Origin of the sequence: Streptomyces sp. NPDC093260 (assembly GCF_040683715.1) — a bacterium.
GTDB lineage: Bacteria > Actinomycetota > Actinomycetes > Streptomycetales > Streptomycetaceae > Streptomyces > Streptomyces sennicomposti.
In genome coordinates, this window is sequence record NZ_JBFBEK010000004.1 from 158,217 (window position 1) to 184,471 (window position 26,255).

Here is a 26,255-nt window from a genome sequence, read left to right on the forward strand (position 1 = left end):
CGGGTGCGGTGCGGGCGGGCCGCCGGGGTCAGCCGAGCGGCGCCATGGCACCGGCCCATATGGAGTACGGAACACTGTCCGCCGATGTTCCGGCGAGCCCCTTCAACGGCAGGGGTTCGAGACTCTTGGCCAGATCCATGCGGTAGACGACGACCGCCGTGGAGACCGACTTGGCGGTGCCGACGTACCAGGCGGCGGTGTCCTTGTCGGTGGTCCCGGCCTTGCCCGTCACCTGGGCCCCCGCGGGCGCGTCGGCGGCGTGGGCGGTGCGGAAGGCGTCGCCGAGCGCGTCGCTGACCTGCCGGGCGACGGTGGGGCTGACCGCGCGCCGGCCGGCCGGCCGGTCCAGCGGCACGCCGGCGCCGTTGCGGGTGATCCGGACCACCGAGTACGGCTCGGTGCTCACCCCGGCGTCGGCGAAGGTGGCGTAGCCGCCCGCCATGCGGATCGCGCTCGGCGTGGAGCTGCCGAGGGACAGGTCGGGCACCTGCGGGCCCATGCTGGAGGGCAGCAGCCCGGCCGCCACGGCGGTCTGCTTGACCTTGTCCAGGCCGGTGTCCATGCCGAGCTGCATGAACGGGGTGTTGACGGACTGGGCGAGCGCCTTGCGCAGGGTGATGCGCCCGTAGGACTTGCCGCCGTCGTTGTGGGCGGCGACCTTGCGTCCGCTGCGGTCCCAGTACGGCCCCTCGGGCGTGGTCACGGGCACGGCGTCGTCGCCGTCGTAGACGCTGTCCGGGGTGACCGCCTCGCGCGGCTCGTCACGCCGCTTGACGGCGCCGTTCTGGAGCCCGGCCGCGTACACGAACGGCTGGAAGGCCGAACCGGCCGGGACGGTGGAGGAGTTGGACTCGTTGTAGCCCTGCGTACGGTGGTCGGGGCCGCCGTAGACGGCGACGATACGGCCGTCGGTGGCCACCGAGGCGGCGCCGTAGTGGGCGGTCTTCGCCGCGGCCGGGTCCTTCTCCTTGGCCTCCTTGCGGGCCTTGGTGACGACGTCGGTGAGCGTGGCCTCCCGCTTGCGGTCGAAGGTCGTGTAGATCTGGTAGCCGCCGAGGTCGAAGTCCTTGTCGGAGATGTGCGCGGCCTTCTTGGCGTACTGGGTGGCCAGTTCGACCAGGTAGTCGCTCTGCTGGCCGGTGTCGGCGAGCGGGTTGCTCCTGAGCGGCTCGGGGAAGGTCCGGTACTTGGCGCGCTCGTCCGGCGACAGCTTGCCGATCTTGACCATGCGGTCCAGGATCCAGTTCCAGCGCTCCACGGCGCGGGCGTGGTTCTTCGGGTTCAGCGTCGGGTCGTACAGGCCGGCGCCCTTGAGCAGGGAGGCGAGGAAGGCGGCCTCGCTGACGTTGAGCTGGCTGACGTCCTTGCCGTAGTAGGCCTGCGCGGCGCGCTGGATGCCGTAGGTGCCGCGGCCGAACCAACTGGTGTTCAGATAGCCCTCGAGGATCTTGTCCTTGCTCATCCGGTTGTCGAGCTTGAGGGCGATCATCGCCTCGGTGAACTTGCGGCTGACGGTCTGGTTCTGGGTGAGGTAGACGTTCTTGACGTACTGCTGGGTGATGGTCGAGCCGCCCTCGGTGTCGCCCTGGCCGACGGTGCGCCACAGGGCGCGGGTGATGCCCTTGAAGGAGATGCCGGGGTCGCTGTAGAAGCTCTCGTTCTCGGCGGCGAGCACCGCCCAGCGGACGTCCTCGGGTATGTCCTTGAGCGGCATCGCCTGGCGCTGCACCCAGCCGGTGCGGGCCATCGGGGTGCCGTCGGACCAGAAGTAGACGTTGTCCTGCTGGGTGGCGTAGCTGTTGAGGTTGTCCGGTATGTCGGTGGCGGCGTAGGCGACGACGAGGAGCAGGCTGGTCAGGCCGAAGCAGGACAGGACGACGCCCACCCACTGCCGCCAGGACGGCATCCAGCGGCGCCAGCCGGTGCGGCCGGGGCGCGGGTAGACCGGTTTCAGCTTGCGCGCGTACGGCGCGAGCACGGCGAGCAGGGGCGCGAGGCGGCGGGTGAGCGGGGCGAGGCGGCGGCCGGCCGCGGCGGTGAGGGCGGCGAGCGCGGGAGGCGGGGTCCGGCGCCGCTGCTTCTTCTGCGCCTTGCGGCGGTCGGCGCGCTGGCCCTGCGGGCGGTCGGCCGTCCTGGGGCGGAAGACGCGCAGTTGCATCGTCTCGTGCGGCTGCGGCCGCTCGCCGCCCGGCTGCTCCCCGTCCGGCCGTGTCCCTCCCGGCTGCTCGGGGACCGGCCGCTCCGCTTCCGGCCGCCCGCTCGCCGGCTGCTCGCCGTCCGGGCGGGACGGGGCGCGGCGCTGCTGCTCGCGCAGGGCGTCGACCTTCAGCTGCATGGTCTCGTCGGGGCGGGGCGGGGCGGTGCCGGGGCGCGGGGCGCCCGATCCGTCCCGCTTGCGCAGGGCGTCCACGTTCAGTTGCATCGTCTCGTCGGCGCGCGGCGGACGCGCGTCCGGCGAACGCCTCGGCGCGGCGCGGCGCTCACGGGGCCGGCGACCCTCCTCCGGAAGGTCCTCCCCCTGCCCTGCCTCGGTCACGACTGCGTCTCCCTCCGCACTACGTGTTGCTCGCGCGGGTCGACACAGCCGCGAACGCGGCCGCCTGCCCCCTCACTCCCAGCCGTCTCACGGCTCTCGCGGCCATACAAAATTATCAGCCGTCTTTTCAATTTCTCCGCATGAGAACGGGACAGAAACGAACACACGAGAAACGCACAGCTCCATCGGTCCGGGGCAGGCCCGTTAATCTGGGCGTATGCCTCGCTACGAGTACCGCTGCCGGAGCTGCGGCGACACCTTCGAACTGAACCGTCCGATGGCGCAGTCCGCCGCCCCGGCGACCTGCCCCGCGGGCCACGACGACACGGTCAAACTGCTCTCCACGGTCGCGGTCGGCGGCACGGCCTCCGCCCCCGCGGCCCGGCCCGCCTCCGGCGGTGGAGGCGGCTGCTGCGGAGGCGGCTGCTGCGGCTGACCGCCCGGCGGACCGCACCGGGCCGGCCGGCTGTGCCTGCCGGCCCGTCCGCACCACCGCCACCCACGTCCGCCCCCTTGAGAGCCCCTGCGAGGCGACCACCCCCTCACCGAGGACGAACGACCGCCCCGCCGGGGTTCCCCACGACGGCGATCACCTGATCCCGGCGCCGCACCCGCCCCCGCCGAGGGCGGCCGGCTCCCCGCCCTGGCTGTGCCGTCCGGAGAGGTCGGTGACGCGGCTGACCGGCGTGCGGCCGTCGATGCCGGTGTGGGGTCGGTGCCCAGTGCTGTGACCGGGAACGTTCACCGGCTCGCGGCGCCCGGCACGGCACTAGCGCGGGGCGCGGGCCGTCCGGAGGAACTCCCGGACGATCCGCTCCCCGGCCAGTACGCCCCGTTCGGGCAGGGCCGTCACACCGGGGGCCGTCCAGGCGGTCTCGGCGAGTTCGCCGTGGCCCGGGCGCCAGCCGCGGTCCACGGCGAGCAGCAGGTCCGCGTCCAGCAGCGAGTCCCCCGCGCCCAGCACCAGGTCCGCGCCGGTGCGGCGGGCCACTTCCCGTACGGCGGCGCTCTTGGTGAGCGGCCCCGGGACGGCGTAGATCTTGCGGCCCTGGAGCGACACCGTCCAGCCGCGGGCCTCCGCCCAGGCGGCCAGCTCCTTCACCCACTCCTCGGGCAGCAGTTCGCGCTCCACGACGAGGTAGGCGAACAGGTCGTCGGCGACCCGCTGCTTGCGCACCCACACCGGGTCGGCGCTGCGCACCAGATGCTCGCGCACCTCGGCCAGCGGCGCGCACTCCCCCGCCAGCCGCTCGGTCACGCCCCGGTGCCAGTCGGCGTCCGACACCCCGTCCACCAGCAGGTGCCCGCCGTTGGCGCACACGGCGTACTTGGGCGGCGGGCCCGGCAGGTTGATGCGCAGGTACTGCTTGCGGGTGCGGGTGGTGGTGGGCACGAACACCGCCTCGTCGCCGAGGTCGCACAGCGACTGCGCCGCCGTCTCCGTCATGTACGACAGCGGACGGCTCTCGTGCACCTCCACGCACAGCAGCCTCGGCGCCCGGGCGTCCGGCATGGTCAGCGCGAGGGCCGCGGCCGAGTAGATGAGCGTACGGTCGAGGTCGCTGGCCACCAGCACCGGCATCACGCGCCCACCGCCCGGCCGTCGGCGCCGGTCGCCCCGCGCGTGTAGCGGGGGTGGATGAGCCCCACGCAGGTGTACGGCAGGCCGTCCACCTCCTCCACGGGCACCCCTCTCTGCTCGGCGAGCAGGCGTACGTGATCGAGGTCGGCGCCCGCCCCGGTGCGCGCGAGGATCTTCCAGGGCACCCGGCGCAGCAGCACCCGCGTGGTCTCGCCGACGCCGGGCTTGACCAGGTTCACGTCGTGGATGCCGTACTCCTCGCTGATCCGCTCCACGGCCGCCCAGCCGGCCCAGGTGGGGGCGCGGTCGACGGACAGCAGTTCCTTGGCAGCGGTGTCGACGGCGTCGGTGACCTCGGGGAAGCGGGCGGCGACGGCCTCCAGGAAGGCGTTCGAGACGTCGGCGCCGGCCAGCTCGCGGTAGAACTTCGCGCCGTGGTAGTCGTCCGGGCCGACCAGGTCGGCGCGCAGCACGGTGCGCGAGACGAGGCCGGAGACGGTGGAGTTGAGGCAGGCGGAGGGTATGAGGAAGTCCTCCCGGGTGCCGTACGTCCGCACGCACGCGCCCGGGTCGGCCAGCACCGCGATCTCCGCGTCGAAGCCCCGGGTGCCGCCCTTCGCCTCGAACTCCTCGATGGCCTCGGCCAGTTCGCGGGTGATGGCGCCCTTGCCGGTCCAGCCGTCCACGAAGACCACGTCGGCGGGGTCGTGGTGGGCGGCCAGCCAGCGCAGCGCGTTGGCGTCGATGCCCCGGCCGCGCACGATGGAGACGGCGTAGTGCGGCAGTTCGAGGCCGTGCCGGAAGGCGGCCCAGCGGCGCATCAGCACGCCCACGGGGGTGCCGGCGCGGGCCAGCGAGACCAGCACCGGCCGCGGGGACCGCTCGGCGAGGACGAGTTCGGTGACCGCGCCGACGGCCCGGGCGATCCGCGCGGCGGAGGTCTCCAGCGCGGCGTGGAACAACTCCTGGTAGCGCGCGCTCGGCTGGTACTCCACCGGCAGCGACTCGGCGTAGTGCGCGCCGCCGCTCTGGATCGCCTCCTCGCGCTCCTCCGTGGGCGCCTCCAGCGTCACGTCCGAGAGGTCCTGGAGCAGCCAGCCGACCTCCTCGGGCGCGTACGAGGAGAAGGCGGGGCCGCGCAGGGGCTCGGGCAGCATGTCGTCACGCTCCAGGGTGCGGGCGGGTACGGGTACGTGGGAGGGCACGACCGCGAGCAGGACGTGCGGGGTGTGCGCGGCGAGGCGGGCGAGCAGGCCCTCGGGCGCGTGCAGGGCGGGGGTGTCGGCGACCGAGTCGACGACGGCGACGACCGCGTCGAAGCCGGCGCCGGCGACGTTGTAGGCGTAGCGCTCGCCGGGGCCGTCGGCCGGGTCGTCGTGCGCGGGGAAGACCAGCCGGGTGCGGATGGCGTAGCCCGGGTCGTCCACGGCGAGGACGGGCGAGCGGGTGGTGGTGGAGTAGCGCACCTCGGCGTCGGTGGCCGCCTCCAGCGCGTGCGCCAGCCTGAGCGGCGCGTACATCAGTTCCTCGCAGCCGAGCACCAGGACCCGCCGGGCGCCGGCGGGCAGCGCCTCGGCGAGGCGGCCGGCCAGGGCGGGCAGCGCGCGCTCCAGCCGCTGCCGGTGGGCGGGCGTGAAGCCGTGTCGGCCGCCGTCGGGCAGGCCCGCGGGCCAGCCGAGGGCGACGCGGGCGATCCGGCCTGTCGCGCCCGGCGCGGGGGCGGAGGGCTGTTCGTGGCGGGCGACCAGTTCCCGGCCCCGGCGCAGCACGTCCTCGGGGAGGCGGACCGTGCCGGAGGCGGTGGCGACCAGGTCGACGCGGGCGCCGATCCGTTCGGCGAAGGCGGTGAGGCGGGCGGTGTCGGCCGGGGAGCGCATGTCGACCAGGGCGACCACGACGTACCGCTCACGCGGATGGCGGGCGTGCAGGTCGCGGATGGTGTTGAGGACGGTGTTGCCGGTGGAGAACTCGTCGTCCACGAGGACCAGCGGGCCGTCCCCCGCCAGCAGTGCCGGGTCCTCGGGCAGCAGCAGATGGGAGGTGGCGTGCGAGTGGGACTCCTCGAAGCCGCCCGCCGGTGCGACGCCGGGCACCGGGCGGCGCGTGGAGTGCAGGTAGGGGGCCGTGCCCAGGCCGTCGGCGACCGAGTGGCCGAGGCCCGTCGCGGTCTCCGCGTAGCCGAGGACGACCGCCCGGGCGGCCTCCCGCTCGCCCAGCAGCTCCCGCACCCGGCGGCCCAGGTCGAGCCCGTGGCCGTGGACCACCGCCGGGGACTGCGGTACGTGCTTGCCGAGGACGTGGGAGACGAGCAGGTGGGCCCGCTTGGGGTTGCGGCGCAGCGCCAGCCCTAGCAGGCCGGTCAGCTCCGGGCCGCCCACGAGTTCGACGCCGAGCCGCTCGGCGACCCAGGCGCCGGACCAGACCCCGTCGTTCACTGCCTTGTTCATGCGTTCCTTGTGGTCGGTGGGCACGGTGCGCGGCGGAGCCGGGCACCGTGCGGGATCAGCCGGGTATGCCGGCGGCGAGCAGCTCCACGAAGCCGACGTCCTCCCTCGCGACGCCGAACACCTCGGCGCGCAGCAGGGTCCGCTCCGCCCAGGCGCGGTGCGGCTTCACCTCGTTCATCTTGTTCGTGTACGCCGACCTCATGACGCCCCCGCCGCCGCGCTCGGGCCGCAGGATGTCCGCCGCGTCGCTGTACTCCTCGTGGCTGACCACGGACAGCGCGTGCACGGGGAGGACGTGGGAGGGGTGGATGCAGGTCTTGCCCAGCAGCCCGTTCGCCTGGTCCAGGGAGATCTCCCGCAGCAGCCCGTCCATCGCGTGTTCGATGAGTCTCTCGCGCAGCTCGACCGCCTGCACCTCAAGAAAGGGACTCTGCCGCAACTGCGGCTTGAACATGCGCTCCGGTGCCCGGAAGTACTCCCATACCGGCCCGGTGACCGTGAACCCGGTGCCGTCGGCGCGGCCCAGCATGTTCACCACGTCGGCTATCACGGAGGCGACGACCTGGACGTCGTAGGCCGTCATGTCGGGGGCCCGGCGCAGTCCGTAGGAGGAGCAGAAGTCGGTGACGCCGAGGCGCAGCGCGAGGACCCGGTCGCGGTACTTGTCGACCGCGCGGAAGATGCCCTCCAGCGTCTCCACCCGCGACTCCCGGTACAGCAGCTCGGGCGACTCCAGCACCGGCATGGCGAACAGGCGCCGGCCGCTGGCGTTCTCGGCGCTCTCCAGGGCCTCCAGGAACGGCAGGCCGCGTTCGCCGGTGAACTTGGGCAGCACGAAGCCGGACAGCAGCCGCACGGAGGGTCCCAGGCGGCGCACCAGATCGGGGATCTGACCGGGGGCGCGGACGCGGATGAACAGCAGCGGCAGGTCGGCGCCGGGGCGGGCGGCCAGATCGGCGAAGTGGCGGACGAGGTTCTCCTCGCCGTGCTCCACGTCGGCGTCGTCGATGGAGTCCTCCAGGCACAGCACCATCGAGATCACGCCATGGGCGGCCTGCTTGAGGATGTCGTCGGCGAGGCGCGGCCGGGTGGCCGGGCTGTAGAGCGTGGCGCCCAGGGCCGCGGCGAGCAGCCGGGCCTCGGAGTCGGCCGTGAACACGCAGGGCTCCTGGTGGAAGAGGCGCTGCCGCACCTCAGGAGCGAGGTGCCCGAAATGCCGCATATAGCTCCCCCGTAATGACCGAAAGTGAAAAAAGGTGGCCGGTAATAGTACGTACAAATCCCCGGTTCAGTTCCCATCGGGCGTGAATTTCTGGTAACGGGGGCGCACACCGAGATGTCCGCTGCGCTACCCGCATTGTCGTGAGCGCGACCGAGCAGGCAGGATGACCGTATGACGCACGCGATGACGAAAGGGTCGAACATCCCGCTGGAGGCCACCACGGTACGGGCGGTGGTGCGGTGGACTCCGGGGCAGGGGGTGCCGGACGTCGACGCCTCGGCACTGCTCCTCGGGCCGGCCGGTCGTGTGCGCTCCGACGAGGACTTCGTCTTCTACAACCAGCCCCGGCATCCCTCCGGGAAGGTGTGGCGGCTGGGGAAGCGGCGGGGTGCGGACGGGCTGACGGACACGGTCCAGGCCGATCTCTCCGGGGTCGAGGCCGCGGTGGGGCGGATCCTGCTGGTCGCCTCGGCGGACGGGGTCACGTTCGACCAGGTGCGGGGGCTGAGCGTCCGGGTGTACGACGCCGGCGCACCGGACGGGGAGCCGCTGGCGGTCTTCGACATCAAGCCCGAGACGGGGCGGGAGACCGCGCTGATCTGCGGGGAGCTGTACCGGCGCGGTGAGGGGTGGAAGTTCCGGGCGCTGGGCGAGGGGTATTCCAACGGGCTGAAGGGGCTGGCCACGGACTTCGGGATATCCGTGGACGAGTCGGAGGAGGCCGGGGAGGGCGAGGGGGCGGCTGCTTCCGCCGTCGCCCAGCCGCTGCCTCCGGAGGCGCCCCCGTACGGGTATCCGCAGGCCGTGGGGGCTACGGCGGGGGCCGCGGCCACGGCCGCGGTGCCGGCCACCGCGGGGGCCGGGCCCGCGTACGGTTATCCGCAGTCGGGGTACGGCTATCCGCCTGCGGCGGCCGCGGCCTCTCCTGTGGTGGCGCCCGACCCTGACTTCCGGCTGCCGCCGCAGGGGCCTCAGTTCATCGGGCGGTGAGCGGCGCCCTGCGGTGCGGCCGGGGTGGCCGCGCCGGGCGGGGTGCCGCTGCGCCCGCCCCGTGTGCCGCCCCGGGGGCACCTCCCCGGCCCCCAAGGCACCGCAGGAGGCACGCATGTCCGCAACTGCCGGGGGGCGGGGCGCTCAGCGGTCCGCGTGTTTGTAGCCTCTGCCCCATTGGAGGCCCCAGCCGTAGAGGCGGTCCAGTTCCGACTGGAAGCCGTAGACGAACTTGACCTCGCGGCGGACCACCAGCTCGCCCTTGACGTTCTCGATCAGGACGACCGCGCAGGAGCGGGCCTGCGGCTGGCGTTCGTCGAGGCCGATCTCGATGCGGGGGCCGTTGCTCGGATAGAGCGTGACGACCGCGTGGGTGCGGTCGAAGGCCGGCGTCTGGTCGTAGATGTAGACGAAGACCAGCAGCCGTTTGAAGTCGTCCCGGTGGTCGAGGTTGACGTAGATCGTCTCGCCCGAGCCCGAGCCGAACCGGTCGTCGCCGCTCAGCTTGATGTACGGCGGTGCGTTCACGTCGCCGAGGAAGCCGCCCAGCGGCTGCACCACGCCCTTGGTGCCGTCGGCCAGCTCGTACATGCAGCCGAGGTCGAGGTCGACGTTGACCATGGACTGGCTGTGCCCCATGACCTCGGGCGGCTTGAGCGCCCGCAGCGGATGGCGCAGCAGGCTCTCGCGGGTGGAGCCGCCGAAGTCGGAGGTGCGCATCCGCCAGGTCAGGTTGATGCGCAGGTTGCCGGTGGCCGCGCCCTGCTTGGTCAGCGACACCTGGTGGTGCCGTTTGGTCAGTTCGATCGCGTTGGACGCGGCGTTGCCCGAGTCGAACTCGGCCGCGCGTCCGCCCAGCAGACCGTCCAGGAAACCCATCGTCCTCCCCCACCTTGATCACGCTCGCCGCCCGCGCACATGCCTGCGGGGCGGCCCGAGGACGCGGTCCGCACCGCTCGCCGTCGTCCTCGTCGGCCGCCCCGCTCGAAGCGTTCCCCCGCGGGGTGGGCTGTCACACCCGCGTATGGGCCTCGGTGTGCTCGCCCGCGCCCGCGGCGCCCTCCTCGGCCGCCAGCGCCCGGTTGCGGCGCACGGAGGACCAGAAGGACCAGGCGATGAGGACCACGCCGACCAGGCCGGTGATCACCTCGTTGATCTGGTACTGGATGGTGACCATGAGGATCACGGCCAGCGCGCCGATCGCGTAGTGGGCGCCGTGCTCCAGGTAGACGTAGTCGTCGAGGGTGCCCTGGCGGACCAGGTAGACGGTCAGCGACCGCACGTACATGGCGCCGATGCCGAGGCCGAGGGCCATCATCACGATGTCGTTGGTGATGGCGAAGGCGCCGATCACGCCGTCGAAGGAGAACGACGCGTCCAGGACCTCCAGGTAGAGGAACATGAAGAACGCGGCCTGCCCGGCCAGGACGACCGCCGGCTTCTGCTTGCCGCCGCGGGCGGCGGCTTCCTCCTCCTCGTGCTCGCGCTCCTCCTCCTCTTCGAGGCGGTCCTCGAAGAACCCGGACAGTCCGCCGACGACCATGTACGTGATCAGACCGGCGATGCCGGCGATCAGGACCGTCTGCGCCTTGTCGACGTGGCCGCCGCCGTGCTGGTGGGCGTGGGTGGCGAAGGTGAAGGAGGTGATCAGCAGGACGATCAGCGCGATGCAGACCGACAGCATGTCGACCTTGCCGAGCTTGGCCAGCGGCCGCTCGATCCAGCGCAGCCACTGGATGTCCCGGTCCTCGAAGATGAAGTCGAGGAAGATCATCAGCAGGAACATGCCGCCGAAGGCGGCGATCGCCGGATGGGCGTCGGTCACCAGCTGCTGGTAGCGGTCCTTGTCGCTGAAGGCCAGGTGGACGGCCTCGATGGGACCCATCTTCGCCGTGATGGCGACGATGACGACGGGGAAGACCAGCCGCATGCCGAAGACCGCGATGAGCACGCCGACCGTGAGGAAGATCTTCTGCCAGAAGGCGTTCATCTTCTTCAGGATCCCGGCGTTGACCACCGCGTTGTCGAACGACAGCGAGATCTCCAGGACGGCGAGGATCGCCACCACGCCGAAGGCGGTCCATCCCCCGTAGAACACCGCGGCGATCAAGCCGATCACGGTGATCGCGAACGACCAGCCGAAGGTTTTCAGAAGCACTGGCTACCCAATCCGTATGTGTACGGGTTCCCCCGTCGCCTGCGTACGGGTCTCCCCCGTCGCCGTACCCGGCTTTTTACGAAACGTTGACTCCGAAGTCTAGAGCGATGCCCCGGAGTCCGGACGCGTACCCCTGTCCCACGGCACGGAACTTCCATTCGCCCTGGTAGCGGTAGAGCTCGCCGAAGATCATGGCCGTTTCGGTGGAGGCGTCCTCGCTGAGGTCGTAGCGGGCGAGTTCCTGGCCGTCGGCCTGGTTGACGACACGGATGAAGGCGTTGGAGACCTGGCCGAAGGTCTGGCCGCGCTCGTCGGCCATGTGGATCGAGACCGGGAAGACGATCTTCTCGCACTGCGGCGGCACCTTGCCGAGGTCGACCAGGATCGACTCGTCGTCGCCCTCGCCCTCACCGGTGAGGTTGTCGCCGGTGTGCTCGACCGAGCCGTCCGGACTCTTGAGCTGGTTGTAGAAGACGAACCACTCGTCGCCCATGACCCGGTTGCCGGCGGAGCACAGCAGCGCGCTGGCGTCGAGGTCGAAGGGTGCTCCGGTGGTGGAGCGCGCGTCCCAGCCCAGACCGATCATCACGTTGGTCAGATTGGGTGCGGCCTTGGACAGGGAGACGTTGCCCCCCTTGGCGAGTGTGACGCCCATGATGCTGGTCCTCCCCGGAACGGTGCTTCTCTGGTTGTCCTGCGCGTCCGGCGCCGCGCGGAAACGCGCGGCGCCGGACGGTCAGGCGTTCAGCCGCTCAGGAGTTCCCGCGGGCGTTCCCGAGCGGGGTGGGGCTGTGGCTCAGACGTTCACACCGAAGTCCTGCGCGATGCCGCGCAGGCCCGAGGCGTAGCCCTGGCCGATGGCGCGGAACTTCCACTCCGCGCCGTGCCGGTACAGCTCGCCGAAGACCATCGCCGTCTCGGTGGAGGCGTCCTCGGACAGGTCGTAGCGGGCGATCTCCGCGCCGCCGGCCTGGTTGACGACGCGGATGTAGGCGTTGCGCACCTGGCCGAAGGACTGCTGGCGGTTCTCGGCGTCGTAGATCGAGACCGGGAAGACGATCTTCTCCACGTCGGCCGGGACGGCGGCGAGGTCGACCTTGATGACCTCGTCGTCGCCCTCGCCCTCACCGGTGAGGTTGTCGCCGGTGTGCTCGACCGAGCCGTCCGGACTCTTGAGGTTGTTGAAGAAGACGAAGTTCTGGTCGCTGCCGACCTTGCCCGCCGCGTTCAGCAGGAGCGCGCTGGCGTCCAGGTCGAAGTCGGTGCCGGTGGTCGTGCGGGCGTCCCAGCCCAGGCCGACGAGGACCGCGGTCAGGCCCGGCGCCTCCTTCGTCAGCGATACGTTGCCGCCCTTGCTGAGGCTGACTCCCACGAGTCCTCCATTGGTGTCCGGGGGCGGGGAGCCCCGTCGTGCATCGGATATGGGATCAACGTCTCGATCCTAGTGACGGGTTCCCGCCCCCGGCAGGCGGTGCGGCCGAACGCGTCGGCGGGCGCCGGTCAGAGGGTGTCGAGGGCCTTCACGTACTCGTTCAGGTCACGCGCGTCGGGCAGGCCGTTGACGACCGTCCAGCGCACCACGCCGTCCTTGTCGACGATGAAGGTGCCGCGCACCGCGCAGCCCTTGTCCTCGTCGAAGACGCCGTAGTCGCGCGAGGTGGCGCCGTGCGGCCAGAAGTCGCTGAGCAGCGGGTACTCCAGGCCCTCCTGCTCGGCGAAGACGCGCAGGGTGTGGATGGAGTCGTTGGAGACGGCGAGCAGCTGGGTGTCGTCGTTGACGAACTTCGGCAGGTTGTCGCGCAGGGCGCACAGCTCGCCGGTGCACACGCCGGTGAAGGCGAACGGGTAGAAGAGCAGCACGACGTTCTTCTCGCCGCGGAAGTCGGACAGCCGCACGGTGCGGCCGTGGTTGTCCTTCAGCTCGAAATCGGGCGCCTTGTCGCCGACCTGGATCGCCATCGTCCTGCTTCCCTCCGGTGGGGCTGTTCGGGTGGGACCACCCTACGCAGCGATCACCACGGGGTCGGCGGGCGGGCCGACGAATCGGCCCGCCCGCCGGGCTCGGACGCCACTGACGCCCGGTGACTACTTCTTGGACTTGGCCGCCTTCGGCGTGAGCAGCCTGGTGCCGTTCCAGTCCTTGCCCACACTGACGCTCTTGGTCTGCGACAGACCGGCGGTCGTCGCCGCGTCTCCGATGTCGCTGGGCTCGACGTATCCGTCCCGGCCGGTCTTCGGCGTCAGGAGCAGGATCACTCCGCCCTCGTCGAGGAAGCTCAGCGTGTCGACCAGCGCGTCCGTCAGGTCGCCGTCCTCGTCGCGGAACCACAGCACCACGGCGTCGGCAACGTCGTCGTAGTCCTCGTCGACGAGCTCACTGCCGATGACTTCCTCGATGGACTCGCGGAGCTCCTGGTCGACGTCGTCGTCGTAGCCGATCTCCTGGACCACCTGTCCGGGCTGGAAACCCAGCCTGCCGGCCGGGTTGGTCCGCTCCTCCGCGTGGTCCGCGGTCGCGCTCACGGGTTGCCTCCTGATGGTGTTGCGATTGGGTCTTCGGCCTCGCGCGTGCGCGAAGCGTTGGCCGTAGTCCACACGGGCGGACCGGATCGCGCAAGTACCCGGCGGTTCGGACCGCCGAAACGGTGACGTTCCCGACTGTGTCGCCGCAACTCCTGACACCGTATCCCGGCCCTCGGTGACGCACACCACACCATTGTGTCCGATTCGCCCGGTCGGCAACCCCGCCGGGGAGAGCCGATGGTCCCGAGTGCGTCGCTCTGTCCCCCGGTAGAGATGACTTTGCCCTGCGCGAGGTACACGATGGGGAATGGTCCAGGCACAGGATGACAACCCGACAACCCGAGCACAAACCGAGAAATGTCGCCCTCTGACAGGTAAGGAACAGCGTGGCTTCCGGATCCGATCGAAACCCGATCATCATTGGCGGCCTTCCGAGTCAGGTTCCTGACTTCGATCCCGAGGAGACCCAGGAGTGGCTCGACTCGCTCGACGCCGCCGTCGACGAGCGCGGCCGGGAACGGGCCCGCTACCTCATGCTCCGGCTGATCGAGCGCGCCCGGGAGAAGCGCGTGGCCGTCCCGGAGATGCGCTCCACGGACTACGTCAACACCATCCCCACCAAGAGCGAGCCGTTCTTCCCGGGCAACGAGGAGATCGAGCGCAAGATCCTCAACGCCACCCGCTGGAACGCCGCGGTGATGGTCTCCCGCGCCCAGCGCCCCGGCATCGGCGTCGGCGGCCACATCGCCACCTTCGCCTCCTCCGCCTCGCTCTACGACGTCGGCTTCAACCACTTCTTCCGCGGCAAGGACGACGGCCGCGGCGGCGACCAGGTCTTCTTCCAGGGGCACGCCTCGCCGGGCATCTACGCGCGCGCGTACCTGCTGGACCGGCTCACCGAACGGCACCTGGACGGCTTCCGCCAGGAGAAGTCGAAAGCGCCCTACGGCCTGTCCAGCTACCCGCACCCGCGCTCCATGCCGGACTTCTGGGAGTTCCCCACCGTCTCCATGGGCCTCGGCCCGATCGGGGCGATCTACCAGGCCCGGATGAACCGCTACATGCAGGCGCGCGGGATCGCCGACACCTCCGACTCGCACGTGTGGGCCTTCCTCGGCGACGGAGAGATGGACGAGCCGGAGTCGCTTGGCCAGCTGTCCATCGCCTCCCGCGAGGGCCTGGACAACCTGACCTTCGTGGTCAACTGCAACCTCCAGCGCCTGGACGGCCCGGTGCGCGGCAACGGCAAGATCATCCAGGAGCTGGAGTCGGTCTTCCGGGGCGCCGGCTGGAACGTGATCAAGCTGATCTGGGACCGCTCCTGGGACCCGCTGCTGGCGCAGGACCGCGACGGCATCCTCGTCAACAGGATGAACACGACCCCGGACGGCCAGTTCCAGACGTACGCCACGGAGTCGGGCGCCTACATCCGCGACCACTTCTTCGGCGACGACCAGCGGCTGCGCGCCATGGTCGAGCACATGACCGACGACCAGATCCTGCACCTGGGCCGCGGCGGTCACGACCACCGCAAGATCTACGCGGCGTTCAAGGCGGCCAAGGAGCACAAGGGCCAGCCCACCGTCATCCTGGCCAAGACGATCAAGGGCTGGACGCTGGGCCCCAACTTCGAGGGCCGCAACGCCACGCACCAGATGAAGAAGCTGACGGTCGACGACCTCAAGCGCTTCCGGGACCGGCTGCACCTGCCGATCTCCGACCGGGAGCTGGAGTCCGGCGCGCCGCCGTACTACCACCCGGGCCGCGACACCGACGAGATCCAGTACATGCACGACATGCGCAAACAGCTCGGCGGGTACGTCCCGACCCGCGTCGTGCGCGCCCAGCCGCTGGCGCTGCCGGACGACAAGGCGTACGCGTCCGTGAAGAAGGGCTCCGGCCAGCAGGCCATCGCCACCACCATGGCGTTCGTGCGGCTGCTGAAGGACCTCATGCGGGACAAGGAGCTGGGGCGGCGGTTCGTACTGATCGCGCCGGACGAGTACCGCACCTTCGGCATGGACTCGTTCTTCCCGAGTGCGAAGATCTACAACCCGCTCGGTCAGCAGTACGAGTCCGTGGACCGCGATCTGCTGCTGGCGTACAAGGAGTCGCCGACCGGGCAGATGCTGCACGACGGCATCTCGGAGGCGGGCTGCACGGCCTCCGCGATCGCGGCGGGCTCGGCCTACGCCACCCACGGCGAGCCGCTGATCCCGGTGTACGTCTTCTACTCGATGTTCGGCTTCCAGCGCACCGGAGACCAGTTCTGGCAGATGGCCGACCAGCTGGCGCGCGGTTTCGTCCTGGGCGCGACCGCCGGCCGTACGACCCTGACCGGTGAGGGGCTCCAGCACGCCGACGGCCACTCGCAGCTGCTGGCCTCCACCAACCCGGGGTGCGTGGCCTACGACCCGGCGTACGGCTACGAGATCGCGCACATCGTGCAGGACGGCCTGCGCCGGATGTACGGCGCCGACGAGCAGCACCCGCACGGCGAGGACGTCTTCTACTACCTCACCGTCTACAACGAGCCGATCCAGCAGCCGGCCGAGCCGGCGGACGTGGACGTCGAGGGCATCCTCAAGGGTCTCCACCGGATCTCCGCCGGCACGGCGGGGCAGATCCCGGCGCAGATCATGGCGTCGGGCGTGGCGGTGCCGTGGGCCCTTCAGGCCCAGCGGTTGCTCGCCGAGGACTGGGACGTCAAGGCCGACGTGTGGTCGGCGACGTCCTGGAACGAGCTGCGGCGCGAGGCCGTGGCGTGCGAGGAGCACAACCTGCTGCACCCGGAGGAGGAGCAGCGGGTGCCGTGGGTGACGCGGAAGCTGAGCGGGGCCGAGGGGCCGTTCGTGGCCGTCTCCGACTGGATGCGCTCGGTGCCGGACCAGATCGCGCGCTGGGTGCCGGGCGCCTACCAGTCGCTGGGCGCGGACGGCTTCGGCTTCGCCGACACCCGCGGGGCGGCCCGGCGGTTCTTCCACATCGACGCCCCGTCGATCGTGGTGGGCGTGCTGACCGAGCTGGCGCGCGAGGGCAAGGTGGACCGCTCGGTGCTCAAGCAGGCGATCGACCGCTACCGGCTGCTGGACGTGTCGGCGGCCGACCCCGGCCCGGCGGGCGGAGACGCGTAGCCCTCACGGGTCCCGGGGCGCCCGCCCCGGGACCCCGGCCCCCGCCCGGGACCCCCGGACACGGCATCGGGCCCCCGCCTCGTGGAGAGGCGGGGGCCCGGTCCCGTTCTTCGGACGCCCGGGTCACAGCATGCCGTTGCCCCAGGTCGCCGCTCCGGCCAGTGCGACGACGGCCAGGAGCGTGTCGATGGCGCCCAGGACGAGGGCGACCAGAGCCGGCACCGAGCGGTCGGCCCCCGCCCAGCTGCGGCCCATCGCCAGCCAGCCGCAGACGACCGCCACCGGGCCCAGGACGATGCCCAGCACGAAGAATCCGGCGATCGCGCAGATGGTTCCGATGATTCCGAGCGTCGCGCTGTCCGGCCCGGTCCGTGACCACGTCCGGCTACGTGACCGGGGGTGTGCGCGCGTTCCGTGTCCGAAGCCCGCCATCATCAACTCCTCGAACGCCGGGTCGAGTTGGCGTTCTTGGGGTTCGAGGTGCGGGTACCCCGGCTCCGTGGGTCAATCCCCTTTTCCGCCGCCCGGCGCGCTGCCCCCCTCCAGCAGCGCGCCGCCGCGGAGCACCTCCTTGCCCTGCGCAGGACGTGACCCACTGTCACCCGCGGCCCGGGTCCGGGGCGGGCGGACCCGGGCGGCATCACTCTGACGGGCGAACCGGAGTGGGGCGGACGGAGCGGGCGCGCGCCGTGGCGGGACCGTCAGATGTGGCCCACGCCCGCGCCGGCCTCCGCGTTCACCCCGCGCTTGGTGAGCAGGGCGACCAGGACGGCCACGGCCGCGACGCCGGCGGCGACGAGCGAGGCGAGGCTCATGCCGGAGATGAACGTGTCGTGGGCGACGGTGGCGATCTTCGCGGCGACCGCCTCCGGCACGCCCTTCGGTACCGGCGCGATGCCCTGCTGCACCGCCTGGGAGGCCTGGTCGGCCTGGGCCGCGGTGAGCGGCGGCAGTCCGGCGTCCTTCCAGTTGCCGGCCAGGTCGTTGTCGACCTTGGAGGCCATCACGGCGCCCAGCACGGCCGTGCCGAGGCTGCCGCCGATCTGCATGGCGGCCTGCTGGAGACCGCCGGCCACGCCGGACAGCTCCATCGGCGCGTTGCCGACGATGACCTCGGTGGCGCCGACCATGACCGGGGCGAGGCCGAGGCCGAGCAGCGCGAACCAGACCGACATGACGCCGCTGCCCGTGCCCGTGTCGAGCGTGGACATGCCGTACATGGCGACCGCGGTCGCGACCATGCCGCCGGCCAGCGGGATGCGCGGCCCCACCTTGGTGATCATCGCGCCCGCGAGCGGCGAGGCGACGATCATCATGCCGGTGAGCGGCAGCAGGTGCAGACCCGCGTCGATCGGGCTCATGCCGTGCACGTTCTGCAGGTAGAAGGTGACGAAGAACAGACCGCCCATGAACGCGATGGCCATCAGGACCATCAGCACCACGCCCGCCGACAGCGGGACCGAGCGGAACAGGCCGAGCGGGATCAGCGGCTCCTTGACCCGCGTCTCCCAGAAGGCGAAGACCGCGAAGGCGAGGACCGCGGCGCCGAGGAAGGCCCAGGTCTTGCCGTCGCCCCAGCCCCAGGTCGGCGCCTTGATGAGCGCCCACACCAGGCAGAACATCGCGCCGGACAGCAGCCCGATGCCGGGGATGTCGAAGGAGCGCGGGGCGTTCTCGGCGCGGTGGTCGAGCAGCATCACCACGCCCAGGATCAGGGCGAGGGCGCCGACCGGCACGTTGATGAAGAACACCGACTGCCAGTTGACGTGCTCGACGAGGACGCCGCCGAGGATCGGGCCGCCGGCGGTGGAGGCGCCGATGACCATGCCCCAGATGCCGATGGCCATGTTCAGCTTCTCGGCCGGGAAGGTGGCCCGCAGCAGACCCAGCGCGGCCGGCATCAGCAGCGCGCCGAACAGGCCCTGGAAGACGCGGAAGGTGACGACCATGCCGATGGTGTCCGACAGGCCGATGGCGCCCGAGGCGGCGGCGAAGCCGGTCACACCGATCAGGAAGGTCTGCCGGTGCCCGAAGCGGTCGCCGAGCTTGCCCGCGGTGATCAGCGAGACGGCGAGGGCGAGGAAGTAGGCGTTGGTGATCCACTGGAGCTGCGCCCAGCTGGCGTGGAGGTCCTTGCCGATGGCCGGGTTGGCGATGGCCACGATGGTGCCGTCCAGGGCCACCATCATGACCCCTACGGCGACGGTGATCAGGGTGAACCAGGGGTGGCCGCGCAGGCCCCCGGCCGCCGCGGGGTGCGACGGGTCCCCGGACGCACCGCCCCCCTGACCCGTTGCGTCGATGGTGGTCTGACTAGTCATACAGCGAGGCTAGTGTCAGCCACTGACAAGTGACAAACCGATTCACAAGTCGGTAACTGACACGTCACCCTCCTATAGGCTGAACTGGGGAAACAGTTGGCCCGAGGGCCGCGGGAAGCACGGAGAAGTACATGGAGACGGCGGGGACCGCCGAGGCGGTGCCACAGCCGGCGCCGCGGCCGGGACTGCGCGAGCGCAAGAAGCGGCGCACCCGCGACGCACTGCTGCGGGCCGCGCTCGAACTGTTCACCACCAAGGGCTACGAGCAGACGACGGTCGACGACATCGCCGAGGCCGTCGGCGTCTCGCAGCGCACCTTCTTCCGCTACTTCCCAGGCAAGGAGGAGGCCGCCTTCGCGGTGCAGGACACCGTGGAGGCGCACTTCGTCCAGGCGCTCGCCGCCCGCCCGTCCCGCGAGACCCCGATGGAGGCGCTGCGCCGGGCGGTGCTGGACAGCTGGGACACGATCAACGACGCCGTGGAGAGCGTCGTGCCCGTCGAGCTGTATCTGCGGATGTTCTGGGTGATCGAGTCCACCCCCGCGCTGCTGGCCGCGTATCTGCGCCGTTCGGTGGAGACGGAGGAGGAGATCGCCCGGCTGCTCGCCGCCCGCGAGGGCCTGGACGTGGACGCCGATCCGCGCCCGCGCCTGGCGGTGGCGGTCTTCGGCGGCGTGATGCGGGTGACGGGCCGTCAGTGGAGCACCGGCGAGGACTTCAGCCTGGCCGCGATACGCACGCTCACCGCCGCCCATCTGGACCAGATCGGCCCGGCCCTGGCCGGCAGCTGGCGTACGGACGACGGAGCGGACCTGGGCACGGACGCGGACCCGGAGCCGGGGACGGGTCCCGGCACGGACGCCTGAGCGACGCCTCGAACTGCCGTACGAGCAAGCGATCTTGAACGGGGGTGCGAACTGAGATTCCGGTCACGCGACTTGAAACGTGATCCGTGTCACTCGGTTAACGCGAGACCGTCCCGTTCTCCTAGTGTGTCCTCCCAGTGACTTCCTTCGACGCCTCCCCGCCGCTCAACGTCTGGCGCGCCCTGCTCGCGCTGGCCGTCGTCTTCGTGATGCTGACGACCACCGGCTGGACCGCCTCGCGCGGCCACCGCGGGTCCACCGCCCTCCAGGCCTCCCTGGCCGCCTGGCAGCACGGCAGCCTGCACGGCCACCGGCTGCCCGACCCCGACGCGGCCCCCGGCCGGATCGCCCATTTCTTCGCCTCGCTCGGCGCGCACGACCGCGACCTGCTCGCCCACCGCTATCCGCTGGCCGTCGGCAACATGAACGGCGCGCCCGTCCCGCTGCGCTACGAGGCCAACCGCGTCGCGCTCGGCCAGGCCCGCGCGGCCGAGCTGAAGCGCACCCGCGACAGCCGGCTCACCCCCGCCGGCCAGCAGGACGCCGGGCGGCGCGAGGAACACTTCGCCGCGCTCATGGGCAAGGACCGCCAGATCCTCGCCTTCGACCCCGAGGGCTCCGGCCGCGTCGCCGAGGCCTTCGGCGACCTGACCCGGGCGAAGCGGATCTCCGTCGTCGTCCCCGGCGTCGACACCGACCTGTTCACCTTCCGCAAGACCTACCGCCCCTACACGGCGGCGTACGGCATGGCGAAGTCCCTCTACACCGCCGAGCGGACCGCGAGCCCCGGCACCCGCACCGCCGTCATCGCCTGGGCCGACTACACCGCACCCAGCGGCATCGGCGTCGACGCGGCCACCGCGATGCGCGCCGAGGACGGCGCCGTACGGCTGAACGGGCTGCTGCGCGCCCTGCCCGGCGCCACCCCCGTCGCCCTGTTCTGCCACAGCTACGGCTCGGTGGTGTGCGGCCTCGCGGCGCGCTCGCTGCCCGGCCGGGTCTCCGACATCGCGGTCGCGGCCAGCCCCGGCATGCACGCGCAGACCGTCGCCCGGCTCGGCACCTCCGCGCGGGTGTGGGCCATGCGCAACGCCACCGACTGGATCCGCGACGTCCCCTATCTGGAGCTGGGCGGATTCGGCCACGGCGCCGACCCGGTCTCCCGGGCCTTCGGGGCGCGGGTGCTGTCCGCCGACGGCGCCAAGGGTCACGCCGGCTACTTCGACCCGGGCACCGACAGCCTCACCAACTTCGCCGAGATCGGCGTCGGCGCGTACGACTCGGTGCGGTGCGCCCATGACGACGACGGATGCCGGGCGGGTTTGCCAGGCACGACGACGGCCGGACGCGCGTAGAGACAGCAGGAAGTGCGGTCCGCGCGAGGAGGGACGCAGAAGCCCGTGCCGCCTACGATGAGCCGCATGGGTGACGTACTGGCCGGATTTCATGCTGCCTGGGAGTTCGAGTCCGATTCCGTGCTCATCCGATACGAACGGGGGATACGGACACCGAAGCTCTTCCAGGCGCTCGGCGAGCGCCGGATTCCGCTGGCCGCGCTGGCCGGCGTGACGCTGACTCCCGGCCGGCGCGGGACCGTGGTCCTGCGCGCCGAGCCGCGCCCCGGCGCCGATCCGCTGATGGAGGCGGCCGACGGGCAGCTGAAGGAGGGCAGCGACCCCTACCGGCTGGTGCTGCCCGCCGAGCGGGCGACCCTCGCCGAGTACTACGCCGACGAGCTGCGCGACCGCCTCACCGGGACCGGCCCGGCCGACCGCCATCTGGTGGCCGCTCCCGAGCCGCCGCTCCGGTTCAAGGCCTACGACGGCAAGGCGTCCTTCGACGGCACGGCGGTGCGGTTCCGCTGGTCGTGGACGGGCGCTTCCTCAGAGAAGTGGAAGGCCGGCGACCAGAGCTTCCCGGTCGGCGACCTCGGCGGCGTGGAGTGGCGCTCGCCGGAGGTCTTCGAGGGGCATCTGCGGCTGCTGCCGCGGGAGGCCGGTACGGCGTCGGGCGCCGCCGCGCCGCCGGACCAGGACCCCGCCGCGGTGGTGTTCGGGCTCGGCTACGGGCCGGTCCACGAGTCGCTGCCGTTCGCCGCCGCGGTGCTGGCCGCGGTACGGGCCGCCGCGCCCGCCCCCGTGGCCGCGGTCGCCGCCGCCCGCCGCGACCCGGCCGACATCGCCGAGCGCATCCGGCACCTCGGGGAACTGCACCGGGCGGGGCTGGTGACGGACGACGAGTTCTCCGTGAAGAAGGCCGAACTGCTCGCCGAACTGTGACCGGTCAGCGCGTCGTGTCCCGCTCCGCGTCGGGGCGGCGCCCGGCGTCCGCGTAGAAGCCGATCTTGAAGTCCAGCACCGCGAGGGTGTCCTGGAGCTGGGCCATCCGCTCCAGGACGTCCCGGCGGGTCGCCACCAGCAGCTCGAAGCGCTCGCCGTAGGTCTCCTCGCCGCCGCGCACCAGCTCCGCGTACCGCACCATGTCGGCCACCGGCATGCCGGTCAGCCGCAGCTTGCCGACGAGGTCGAGCCACTCCAGGTCGCGGTTGCTGTAGCGGCGCTGACCGGTGTGCGAGCGGTCCACGTGCGGCATCAGGCCGATCCGCTCGTACCAGCGCAGCGTGTGCGCCGTCAGCCCGGTGAAGGCGACCACCTCGCTGATCGTGTAGCGGTCCTGCCCGTCGGGGCGCGGGGGCCGCCGGGGGTCGGCGGAGCAGGCGTCGGGGTGGGCGGAGTCGTCCACGGTCTCGATGGCCACGGCCGTGTTCTGCGTCACCGTCATGCCCCCACGCTAGAACCTTCGAGTGCACTCCAAGCAAGCGCGGGGTGCGCTCCAGGTGAGCGCGGGCCGGAGAACGTCCGCCGGGAAAACGGCAGGACGCGGCCGGGCCGTGCTGGATAGCGTGCGGGGCATGAATCCCGTACGCCGTGCCGAGCCCGCCGACGCCCCCGAAGTGCTGCGTCTGCGCCAGGTGATGATCGACTCGATGGCCGGGGTGGACCGCTCCACCGACTGGCACGCCGACTCGCTGCCCGTGCTGCGGGCGCGGCTGGCCGAGCCGGACGGCGGCTTCGCCGCGTTCGTCGTGGACCACCCGGAGCAGCCGGGTGCGCTGGCCGCGCTGGTGGCGGGCACCCTGGAGTACCGCATCGGCCGGGACGGCAACCCGCTCGGCACGGTCGGCTACGTCTTCAGCGTCGCCACCGACCCCGGCGCCCGCCGCCGGGGGTACGCGCGCGCGTGCATGGACCGTCTGCTGGAGTGGTTCCGCGAGCAGGGCGCCGACCGGGTGCAGCTCACCACCTCCGCCCAGGCCGCGCCGCTGTACGCCTCCCTGGGGTTCCGGCCCAAGCCCGACCCCTTGCTGGAACTGTGGCTGTGAGCGCTTAGGCTCGTCGTCATGTCGTTGAAGAGCCTCGCGTCGATCGAGAACTGGCCGGTTTCCACCGCCGCGGCGGGCGTGGTGCGCGCCGACGGCACGGTCGCCGGCACCCACGGCCCGACCGGCCACCGCTTCCCGCTGGCCTCGGTCACCAAGCCGCTGGCCGCCTACGCGGTGCTGGTGGCGTACGAGGAGGGCGCGATCGAGCTGGACGAGCCGGCCGGTCCGCCCGGCGCGACCGTCCGCCATCTGCTCGCCCACACCTCGGGCCTGGCCTTCGACGAGCACCGGGTGACGGCCCCGCCCGGCGAGCGGCGGCTGTACTCCAACGCCGGTTTCGAACAGCTCGGCGACCATGTGGCGAAGGCGACGGACATCCCGTTCCCGGAGTATCTGCGCCAGGCGGTGCTGGAGCCGCTGGGCATGACCGCGACGACGCTGGACGGCTCCCCCGCCAAGGACGGCGTCTCCACCGTGGACGACCTGCTCCGCTTCGCCGCCGAAGTCCAGGCGCCGCGGCTGCTGGACGTGCGCACGGTCGCCGAGGCGATGACGGTGCAGTACCCGGGCGCCAAGGGGGTCCTGCCGGGCTACGGCCACCAGAACCCCAACGACTGGGGCCTCGGCTTCGAGATCCGCGACGGCAAGTCCCCGCACTGGACGGGCGCTTCGTCCTCCCCGCGCACCTTCGGCCACTTCGGCCAGTCCGGCACGTTCCTGTGGACCGACCCCGACGCGGGCGCATCCTGCGCAGCCCTGACCGACCGCCCCTTCGGCCCCTGGGCCGTCGAAGCCTGGCCGGCTTTCACGGACGGGGTGCTGGCGGAACTGCGCGGGACCGCCTGACCGGCGACAGGCCGGGGCGCGTCACCGCGACGCCTCCACCGGTCGGTGACGGCAGCCATGATCCCGTTTCCGGCGTTCACCTTCGGCAACGGGATCGGCGCCTGGCCGGCCGCATCGTGTCCTCACGCCCAGTAGTGCATTTTCTTGACGTTTTCGTTCTTCTTGAGGTCCGGGTACCTGCTCTCCAAGTCCGCAAGAACTTCGCGCAGGAACTCACGACTGACAACGACCACTTCTTCCTTCGGGATCTGCGCATCGCCGTCCGCGTAACTGCAACTCACAGTCACTGCGGCACCCGATAGGACCAGGTAGATCTCGTCCGCCATCCCCGCGAATTCAATTTTCGCGTTCTTCCCCGAAGCTATCGCCCGCCCAGCCGTGTAGAACTCCACGGCGAAGTCGAGAATCTGCACACCACCCCCGGTGACCATGCTGAAGTCGACCTCATTCACCGTGAGCCTCAGGTCCCCCCCGAAGCACGAGTAGCACAGCGTCAACAGGCCTGCTTTCCGGAGGTTCACTCTGACCTGTTCACGCAGTACGACGGGGTTGTCCGACAGAGCGTGGTCAGCGCGTATCACAGGCCGTCACCCCCCATTTTGATCGGGAAAGCGGTCACGATTCGCTTGCCGCCTACAACCACCCGAACCCCAGTGGTGGTCACCAGCGATCCCTAGGACCTCAACCACCTCGCCGACTCCATCGGCGTCAAGCTGCGGCTCTTCACCGTCTGACAGCCCACAACGGTCACGTGACCATGAGGTTCTGGCCTCAGCCACAGAAAGCCAGCCACGGCGGCGGGCGTGCCGACCGATCACCCGACACGTGTGTCTCGCTCAACCCTGCCCCGGCATCAGCCCAGGTATCCCCATCGTCACAGCCCCCGCCAGACTGCAAGCATGGGCGCCCGGGACGGCACGAGCCCGCCAGGCGGCCTCTCGGGTACCCGGCCACCGACGCCGGCCACCGTCCTCGGTGAGCCCGGTGACGCACGTGAGGGTCGGCCCCCTGGTCGGCCCTGGGCCTGCGATCCGGCCGTAGGACGGTCGTAGGCGACAACTTGCTGTTAGGTCGTCCTCACCACCCTGACCCCGTGCCAGGGCTACGCCGCGTGCACCGCCGACGCGGACACCGACCGCGTCACCGCCAACACGTGGATCACCGACCAGATCGACTTCAGCACCCCCACGGTCGGTTACGTGGACGCCGAGGCGGCCGTGGCGGTCCCCATGGACCCGGCGAGCACCGAGGAACCGCAGCCGCTCAAGCTCGCCGGCGACCCGGCACCGGGCGACTTCGACGCCGGCGACCACGTCAACCTGACCGCCGACGGATACCGCGCCGTCACCGACGCCTTCGACCTGACGGCCCTCGGGCCGGACAGCCCGTAGGCATCACCCGGACGCGCGCGTGCCGGACGGGGTCCACCCGCCCGGACGCGCACGTCCCCGTTCGTTCCCGCCGCGACGGCCAGCCGGCCCCCGTGGGCCGGCCGTGCTCATCCCGCGTCCAGCTCCCACACCAGCAGCTCCGCGTCCGTCACGGCCTCCGCCTCCAGGGGGCCGGCGCCGGTGATCCGCGCCGCGTCCCCCGGGGACAACTCCTCGCCGGACAGGCGGACTTCGCCGCGTACGACATGGACGTACAGGTGCGCGGCGGACGGCAGCGGCGTGCGCTCCCCGGCCGCCGGGCGCCGTACGTGGAGGGTCGCGGCCGCCTCCGGCACGGTGTACGGGGTCGTGTCGGGCAGGGCGCGTACCGCCGCGTAGCGGGGCTCGCCGCCGGACTCCAGCGGGGTCAGCCACATCTGGACGAAGACGAGCGGGACGTCGGCGTCGTTGCGCTCCACGTGGCGCACGCCCGCCGCCGCGCTCAGGTGCTGCACGTCGCCGGGCCGGACCACGTTCTCGTGGCCCGTGGAGTCGCGGTGGGTCAGCTCGCCCTCGACGACCCAGGTGACGATCTCGGTGTGGCTGTGCGGATGCTCGGCGAACCCGGCGCCGGGGGCCAGGCGCTCCTCGTTGCAGGCGATCAGCGTGCCGAAGCGGAGGTTGTCCGGGTCGTAGTGCGGGCCGAAGGAGAAGGCGTGCCGGGTGCTGATCCCGGCCGCCTCCTCACCGCCCTCGTGGCGCTGTGCCGCGCGCCGCACGTCCATGGTCACGGGACCACCGTAGCCCCGGCCCCCGGGGCCCCGGGAGGCCGGCCGGGAGCAGGCCGGCGGGGTGCGGACCGTTCGGTCCGGACCCGG

General features: G+C 71.6%; 24 protein-coding genes. 9 read left to right on the plus strand and 15 right to left on the minus strand.

Annotation, left to right across the window (positions count from 1 at the left end; translation table 11 throughout):
• Window positions 1-28: 28 nt before the first annotated feature.
• Complete coding sequence (locus AB0N63_RS06840; RefSeq protein WP_365525661.1) at window positions 29-2,422, minus strand: transglycosylase domain-containing protein; 2,394 nt, start codon at window positions 2,420-2,422, stop codon at window positions 29-31.
• A gap of 331 nt (window positions 2,423-2,753) precedes the next feature.
• On the opposite strand from AB0N63_RS06840, the gene AB0N63_RS06845 reads away from it, so the two are divergent.
• The gene (locus tag AB0N63_RS06845) at window positions 2,754-2,972 is read left to right on the plus strand and encodes a zinc ribbon domain-containing protein (protein WP_009188379.1); all 219 of its coding nucleotides are present in this window, start codon (window positions 2,754-2,756) and stop codon (window positions 2,970-2,972) included.
• Between the two features lie 333 nt (window positions 2,973-3,305).
• Here AB0N63_RS06845 and AB0N63_RS06850 read toward each other — a convergent pair whose 3' ends face one another.
• The 3 genes from AB0N63_RS06850 to AB0N63_RS06860 are packed head-to-tail and all read right to left on the minus strand — an operon-like array spanning window position 3,306 to window position 7,787.
• Entirely contained in the window at window positions 3,306-4,118 is an 813-nt protein-coding gene (locus AB0N63_RS06850; RefSeq protein WP_365525132.1) for an HAD family hydrolase, read from the minus strand.
• Complete coding sequence (locus AB0N63_RS06855) at window positions 4,118-6,565, minus strand: phosphoribosyltransferase (RefSeq protein WP_365525134.1); 2,448 nt, start codon at window positions 6,563-6,565, stop codon at window positions 4,118-4,120. Before AB0N63_RS06855 ends, AB0N63_RS06850 begins: the two co-directional genes overlap by 1 nt.
• 55 nt (window positions 6,566-6,620) lie before the next feature.
• Window positions 6,621-7,787, minus strand: a complete 1,167-nt coding sequence (locus AB0N63_RS06860) for an HpcH/HpaI aldolase/citrate lyase family protein (RefSeq protein WP_365525137.1) — start codon at window positions 7,785-7,787, stop codon at window positions 6,621-6,623.
• A 171-nt stretch (window positions 7,788-7,958) separates the two neighbouring features.
• Between AB0N63_RS06860 and AB0N63_RS06865 the strand changes: the two genes are divergently transcribed.
• Window positions 7,959-8,777 carry a TerD family protein gene (locus AB0N63_RS06865; RefSeq protein WP_365525139.1) on the plus strand — a complete coding sequence of 273 codons (819 nt, stop codon included), beginning with the start codon at window positions 7,959-7,961 and terminating at the stop codon, window positions 8,775-8,777.
• 144 nt (window positions 8,778-8,921) lie between these two features.
• On the opposite strand, the gene AB0N63_RS06870 is transcribed toward AB0N63_RS06865, so the two are convergent.
• From AB0N63_RS06870 to AB0N63_RS06895, 6 genes are all read right to left on the minus strand, one after another.
• Window positions 8,922-9,656, minus strand: coding sequence for a tellurium resistance protein TerA (locus AB0N63_RS06870; protein ID WP_009188384.1), 735 nt, complete (start codon window positions 9,654-9,656; stop codon window positions 8,922-8,924).
• A 133-nt stretch (window positions 9,657-9,789) separates the two neighbouring features.
• Window positions 9,790-10,935, minus strand: a complete 1,146-nt coding sequence (locus AB0N63_RS06875) for a DUF475 domain-containing protein (protein WP_365525142.1) — start codon at window positions 10,933-10,935, stop codon at window positions 9,790-9,792.
• A 76-nt stretch (window positions 10,936-11,011) separates the two neighbouring features.
• Complete coding sequence (locus tag AB0N63_RS06880; RefSeq protein ID WP_009188386.1) at window positions 11,012-11,590, minus strand: TerD family protein; 579 nt, start codon at window positions 11,588-11,590, stop codon at window positions 11,012-11,014.
• A gap of 141 nt (window positions 11,591-11,731) precedes the next feature.
• Entirely contained in the window at window positions 11,732-12,307 is a 576-nt protein-coding gene (locus AB0N63_RS06885; protein WP_365525146.1) for a TerD family protein, read from the minus strand.
• Between the two features lie 128 nt (window positions 12,308-12,435).
• Entirely contained in the window at window positions 12,436-12,894 is a 459-nt protein-coding gene (locus AB0N63_RS06890; protein WP_009188388.1) for a peroxiredoxin, read from the minus strand.
• A 126-nt stretch (window positions 12,895-13,020) separates the two neighbouring features.
• Window positions 13,021-13,458 carry a DUF3052 domain-containing protein gene (locus AB0N63_RS06895; protein ID WP_019982191.1) on the minus strand — a complete coding sequence of 146 codons (438 nt, stop codon included), beginning with the start codon at window positions 13,456-13,458 and terminating at the stop codon, window positions 13,021-13,023.
• A gap of 386 nt (window positions 13,459-13,844) precedes the next feature.
• Here AB0N63_RS06895 and aceE point away from each other — a divergent pair, with 386 nt between their 5' ends.
• The gene (gene aceE / locus AB0N63_RS06900) at window positions 13,845-16,592 is read left to right on the plus strand and encodes a pyruvate dehydrogenase (acetyl-transferring), homodimeric type (RefSeq protein ID WP_365525149.1); all 2,748 of its coding nucleotides are present in this window, start codon (window positions 13,845-13,847) and stop codon (window positions 16,590-16,592) included.
• 123 nt (window positions 16,593-16,715) lie between these two features.
• Here the strand turns inward: aceE and AB0N63_RS06905 are convergent, their stop codons facing one another.
• Window positions 16,716-17,027, minus strand: a complete 312-nt coding sequence (locus AB0N63_RS06905; RefSeq protein WP_365525151.1) for a small hydrophobic protein — start codon at window positions 17,025-17,027, stop codon at window positions 16,716-16,718.
• 266 nt (window positions 17,028-17,293) lie between these two features.
• Window positions 17,294-18,913, minus strand: a complete 1,620-nt coding sequence (locus AB0N63_RS06910) for an MFS transporter (RefSeq protein WP_365525154.1) — start codon at window positions 18,911-18,913, stop codon at window positions 17,294-17,296.
• A gap of 131 nt (window positions 18,914-19,044) precedes the next feature.
• Between AB0N63_RS06910 and AB0N63_RS06915 the strand changes: the two genes are divergently transcribed.
• The 3 genes from AB0N63_RS06915 (at window position 19,045) to AB0N63_RS06925 (ending at window position 22,058) form a co-directional block, all read left to right on the plus strand.
• Window positions 19,045-19,779 (plus strand): TetR family transcriptional regulator, encoded by a 735-nt coding sequence (locus AB0N63_RS06915; protein ID WP_365525156.1) that lies wholly within the window; start codon window positions 19,045-19,047, stop codon window positions 19,777-19,779.
• Window positions 19,780-19,916: 137 nt separating this feature from the next.
• Window positions 19,917-21,134: an alpha/beta hydrolase gene (locus AB0N63_RS06920; RefSeq protein WP_365525159.1), complete on the plus strand. Its 1,218-nt coding sequence runs from the start codon at window positions 19,917-19,919 to the stop codon at window positions 21,132-21,134.
• Between the two features lie 66 nt (window positions 21,135-21,200).
• Complete coding sequence (locus AB0N63_RS06925) at window positions 21,201-22,058, plus strand: DUF4429 domain-containing protein (protein ID WP_365525161.1); 858 nt, start codon at window positions 21,201-21,203, stop codon at window positions 22,056-22,058.
• Window positions 22,059-22,062: 4 nt separating this feature from the next.
• On the opposite strand, the gene AB0N63_RS06930 is transcribed toward AB0N63_RS06925, so the two are convergent.
• On the minus strand, window positions 22,063-22,560 hold the full coding sequence (locus AB0N63_RS06930) for a MerR family transcriptional regulator (protein WP_365525164.1): 498 nt from the start codon (window positions 22,558-22,560) through the stop codon (window positions 22,063-22,065).
• A 130-nt stretch (window positions 22,561-22,690) separates the two neighbouring features.
• On the opposite strand from AB0N63_RS06930, the gene AB0N63_RS06935 reads away from it, so the two are divergent.
• The gene (locus AB0N63_RS06935) at window positions 22,691-23,161 is read left to right on the plus strand and encodes a GNAT family N-acetyltransferase (RefSeq protein ID WP_365525167.1); all 471 of its coding nucleotides are present in this window, start codon (window positions 22,691-22,693) and stop codon (window positions 23,159-23,161) included.
• 18 nt (window positions 23,162-23,179) lie between these two features.
• On the plus strand, window positions 23,180-24,007 hold the full coding sequence (locus tag AB0N63_RS06940) for a serine hydrolase domain-containing protein (protein ID WP_365525169.1): 828 nt from the start codon (window positions 23,180-23,182) through the stop codon (window positions 24,005-24,007).
• 122 nt (window positions 24,008-24,129) lie between these two features.
• Here AB0N63_RS06940 and AB0N63_RS06945 read toward each other — a convergent pair whose 3' ends face one another.
• On the minus strand, window positions 24,130-24,588 hold the full coding sequence (locus AB0N63_RS06945) for a hypothetical protein (protein WP_365525171.1): 459 nt from the start codon (window positions 24,586-24,588) through the stop codon (window positions 24,130-24,132).
• 618 nt (window positions 24,589-25,206) lie between these two features.
• Between AB0N63_RS06945 and AB0N63_RS06950 the strand changes: the two genes are divergently transcribed.
• Window positions 25,207-25,398, plus strand: a complete 192-nt coding sequence (locus AB0N63_RS06950; protein WP_365525174.1) for a hypothetical protein — start codon at window positions 25,207-25,209, stop codon at window positions 25,396-25,398.
• Window positions 25,399-25,505: 107 nt separating this feature from the next.
• Here the strand turns inward: AB0N63_RS06950 and AB0N63_RS06955 are convergent, their stop codons facing one another.
• A complete protein-coding gene (locus tag AB0N63_RS06955; RefSeq protein ID WP_365525664.1) occupies window positions 25,506-26,162 on the minus strand; it encodes a pirin family protein in 657 nt (218 codons plus the stop codon).
• Window positions 26,163-26,255: the final 93 nt, after the last annotated feature.

What these genes read in the sequence shown, in the direction of transcription:
- AB0N63_RS06840 (WP_365525661.1), bottom strand. Translation starts at nt 2,422, where the DNA reads ATGCAACTGAACGTGGACGCCCTGCGCAAGCGGGACGGATCGGGCGCC.
- AB0N63_RS06845 (WP_009188379.1), top strand. Translation starts at nt 2,754, where the DNA reads ATGCCTCGCTACGAGTACCGCTGCCGGAGCTGCGGCGACACCTTCGAA.
- AB0N63_RS06850 (WP_365525132.1), bottom strand. Translation starts at nt 4,118, where the DNA reads ATGCCGGTGCTGGTGGCCAGCGACCTCGACCGTACGCTCATCTACTCG.
- AB0N63_RS06855 (WP_365525134.1), bottom strand. Translation starts at nt 6,565, where the DNA reads ATGAACAAGGCAGTGAACGACGGGGTCTGGTCCGGCGCCTGGGTCGCC.
- AB0N63_RS06860 (WP_365525137.1), bottom strand. Translation starts at nt 7,787, where the DNA reads ATGCGGCATTTCGGGCACCTCGCTCCTGAGGTGCGGCAGCGCCTCTTC.
- AB0N63_RS06865 (WP_365525139.1), top strand. Translation starts at nt 7,959, where the DNA reads ATGACGCACGCGATGACGAAAGGGTCGAACATCCCGCTGGAGGCCACC.
- AB0N63_RS06870 (WP_009188384.1), bottom strand. Translation starts at nt 9,656, where the DNA reads ATGGGTTTCCTGGACGGTCTGCTGGGCGGACGCGCGGCCGAGTTCGAC.
- AB0N63_RS06880 (WP_009188386.1), bottom strand. Translation starts at nt 11,590, where the DNA reads ATGGGCGTCACACTCGCCAAGGGGGGCAACGTCTCCCTGTCCAAGGCC.
- AB0N63_RS06890 (WP_009188388.1), bottom strand. Translation starts at nt 12,894, where the DNA reads ATGGCGATCCAGGTCGGCGACAAGGCGCCCGATTTCGAGCTGAAGGAC.
- AB0N63_RS06905 (WP_365525151.1), bottom strand. Translation starts at nt 17,027, where the DNA reads ATGATGGCGGGCTTCGGACACGGAACGCGCGCACACCCCCGGTCACGT.
- AB0N63_RS06910 (WP_365525154.1), bottom strand. Translation starts at nt 18,913, where the DNA reads ATGACTAGTCAGACCACCATCGACGCAACGGGTCAGGGGGGCGGTGCG.
- AB0N63_RS06915 (WP_365525156.1), top strand. Translation starts at nt 19,045, where the DNA reads ATGGAGACGGCGGGGACCGCCGAGGCGGTGCCACAGCCGGCGCCGCGG.
- AB0N63_RS06925 (WP_365525161.1), top strand. Translation starts at nt 21,201, where the DNA reads ATGGGTGACGTACTGGCCGGATTTCATGCTGCCTGGGAGTTCGAGTCC.
- AB0N63_RS06930 (WP_365525164.1), bottom strand. Translation starts at nt 22,560, where the DNA reads ATGACGGTGACGCAGAACACGGCCGTGGCCATCGAGACCGTGGACGAC.
- AB0N63_RS06935 (WP_365525167.1), top strand. Translation starts at nt 22,691, where the DNA reads ATGAATCCCGTACGCCGTGCCGAGCCCGCCGACGCCCCCGAAGTGCTG.
- AB0N63_RS06940 (WP_365525169.1), top strand. Translation starts at nt 23,180, where the DNA reads ATGTCGTTGAAGAGCCTCGCGTCGATCGAGAACTGGCCGGTTTCCACC.
- AB0N63_RS06955 (WP_365525664.1), bottom strand. Translation starts at nt 26,162, where the DNA reads ATGGACGTGCGGCGCGCGGCACAGCGCCACGAGGGCGGTGAGGAGGCG.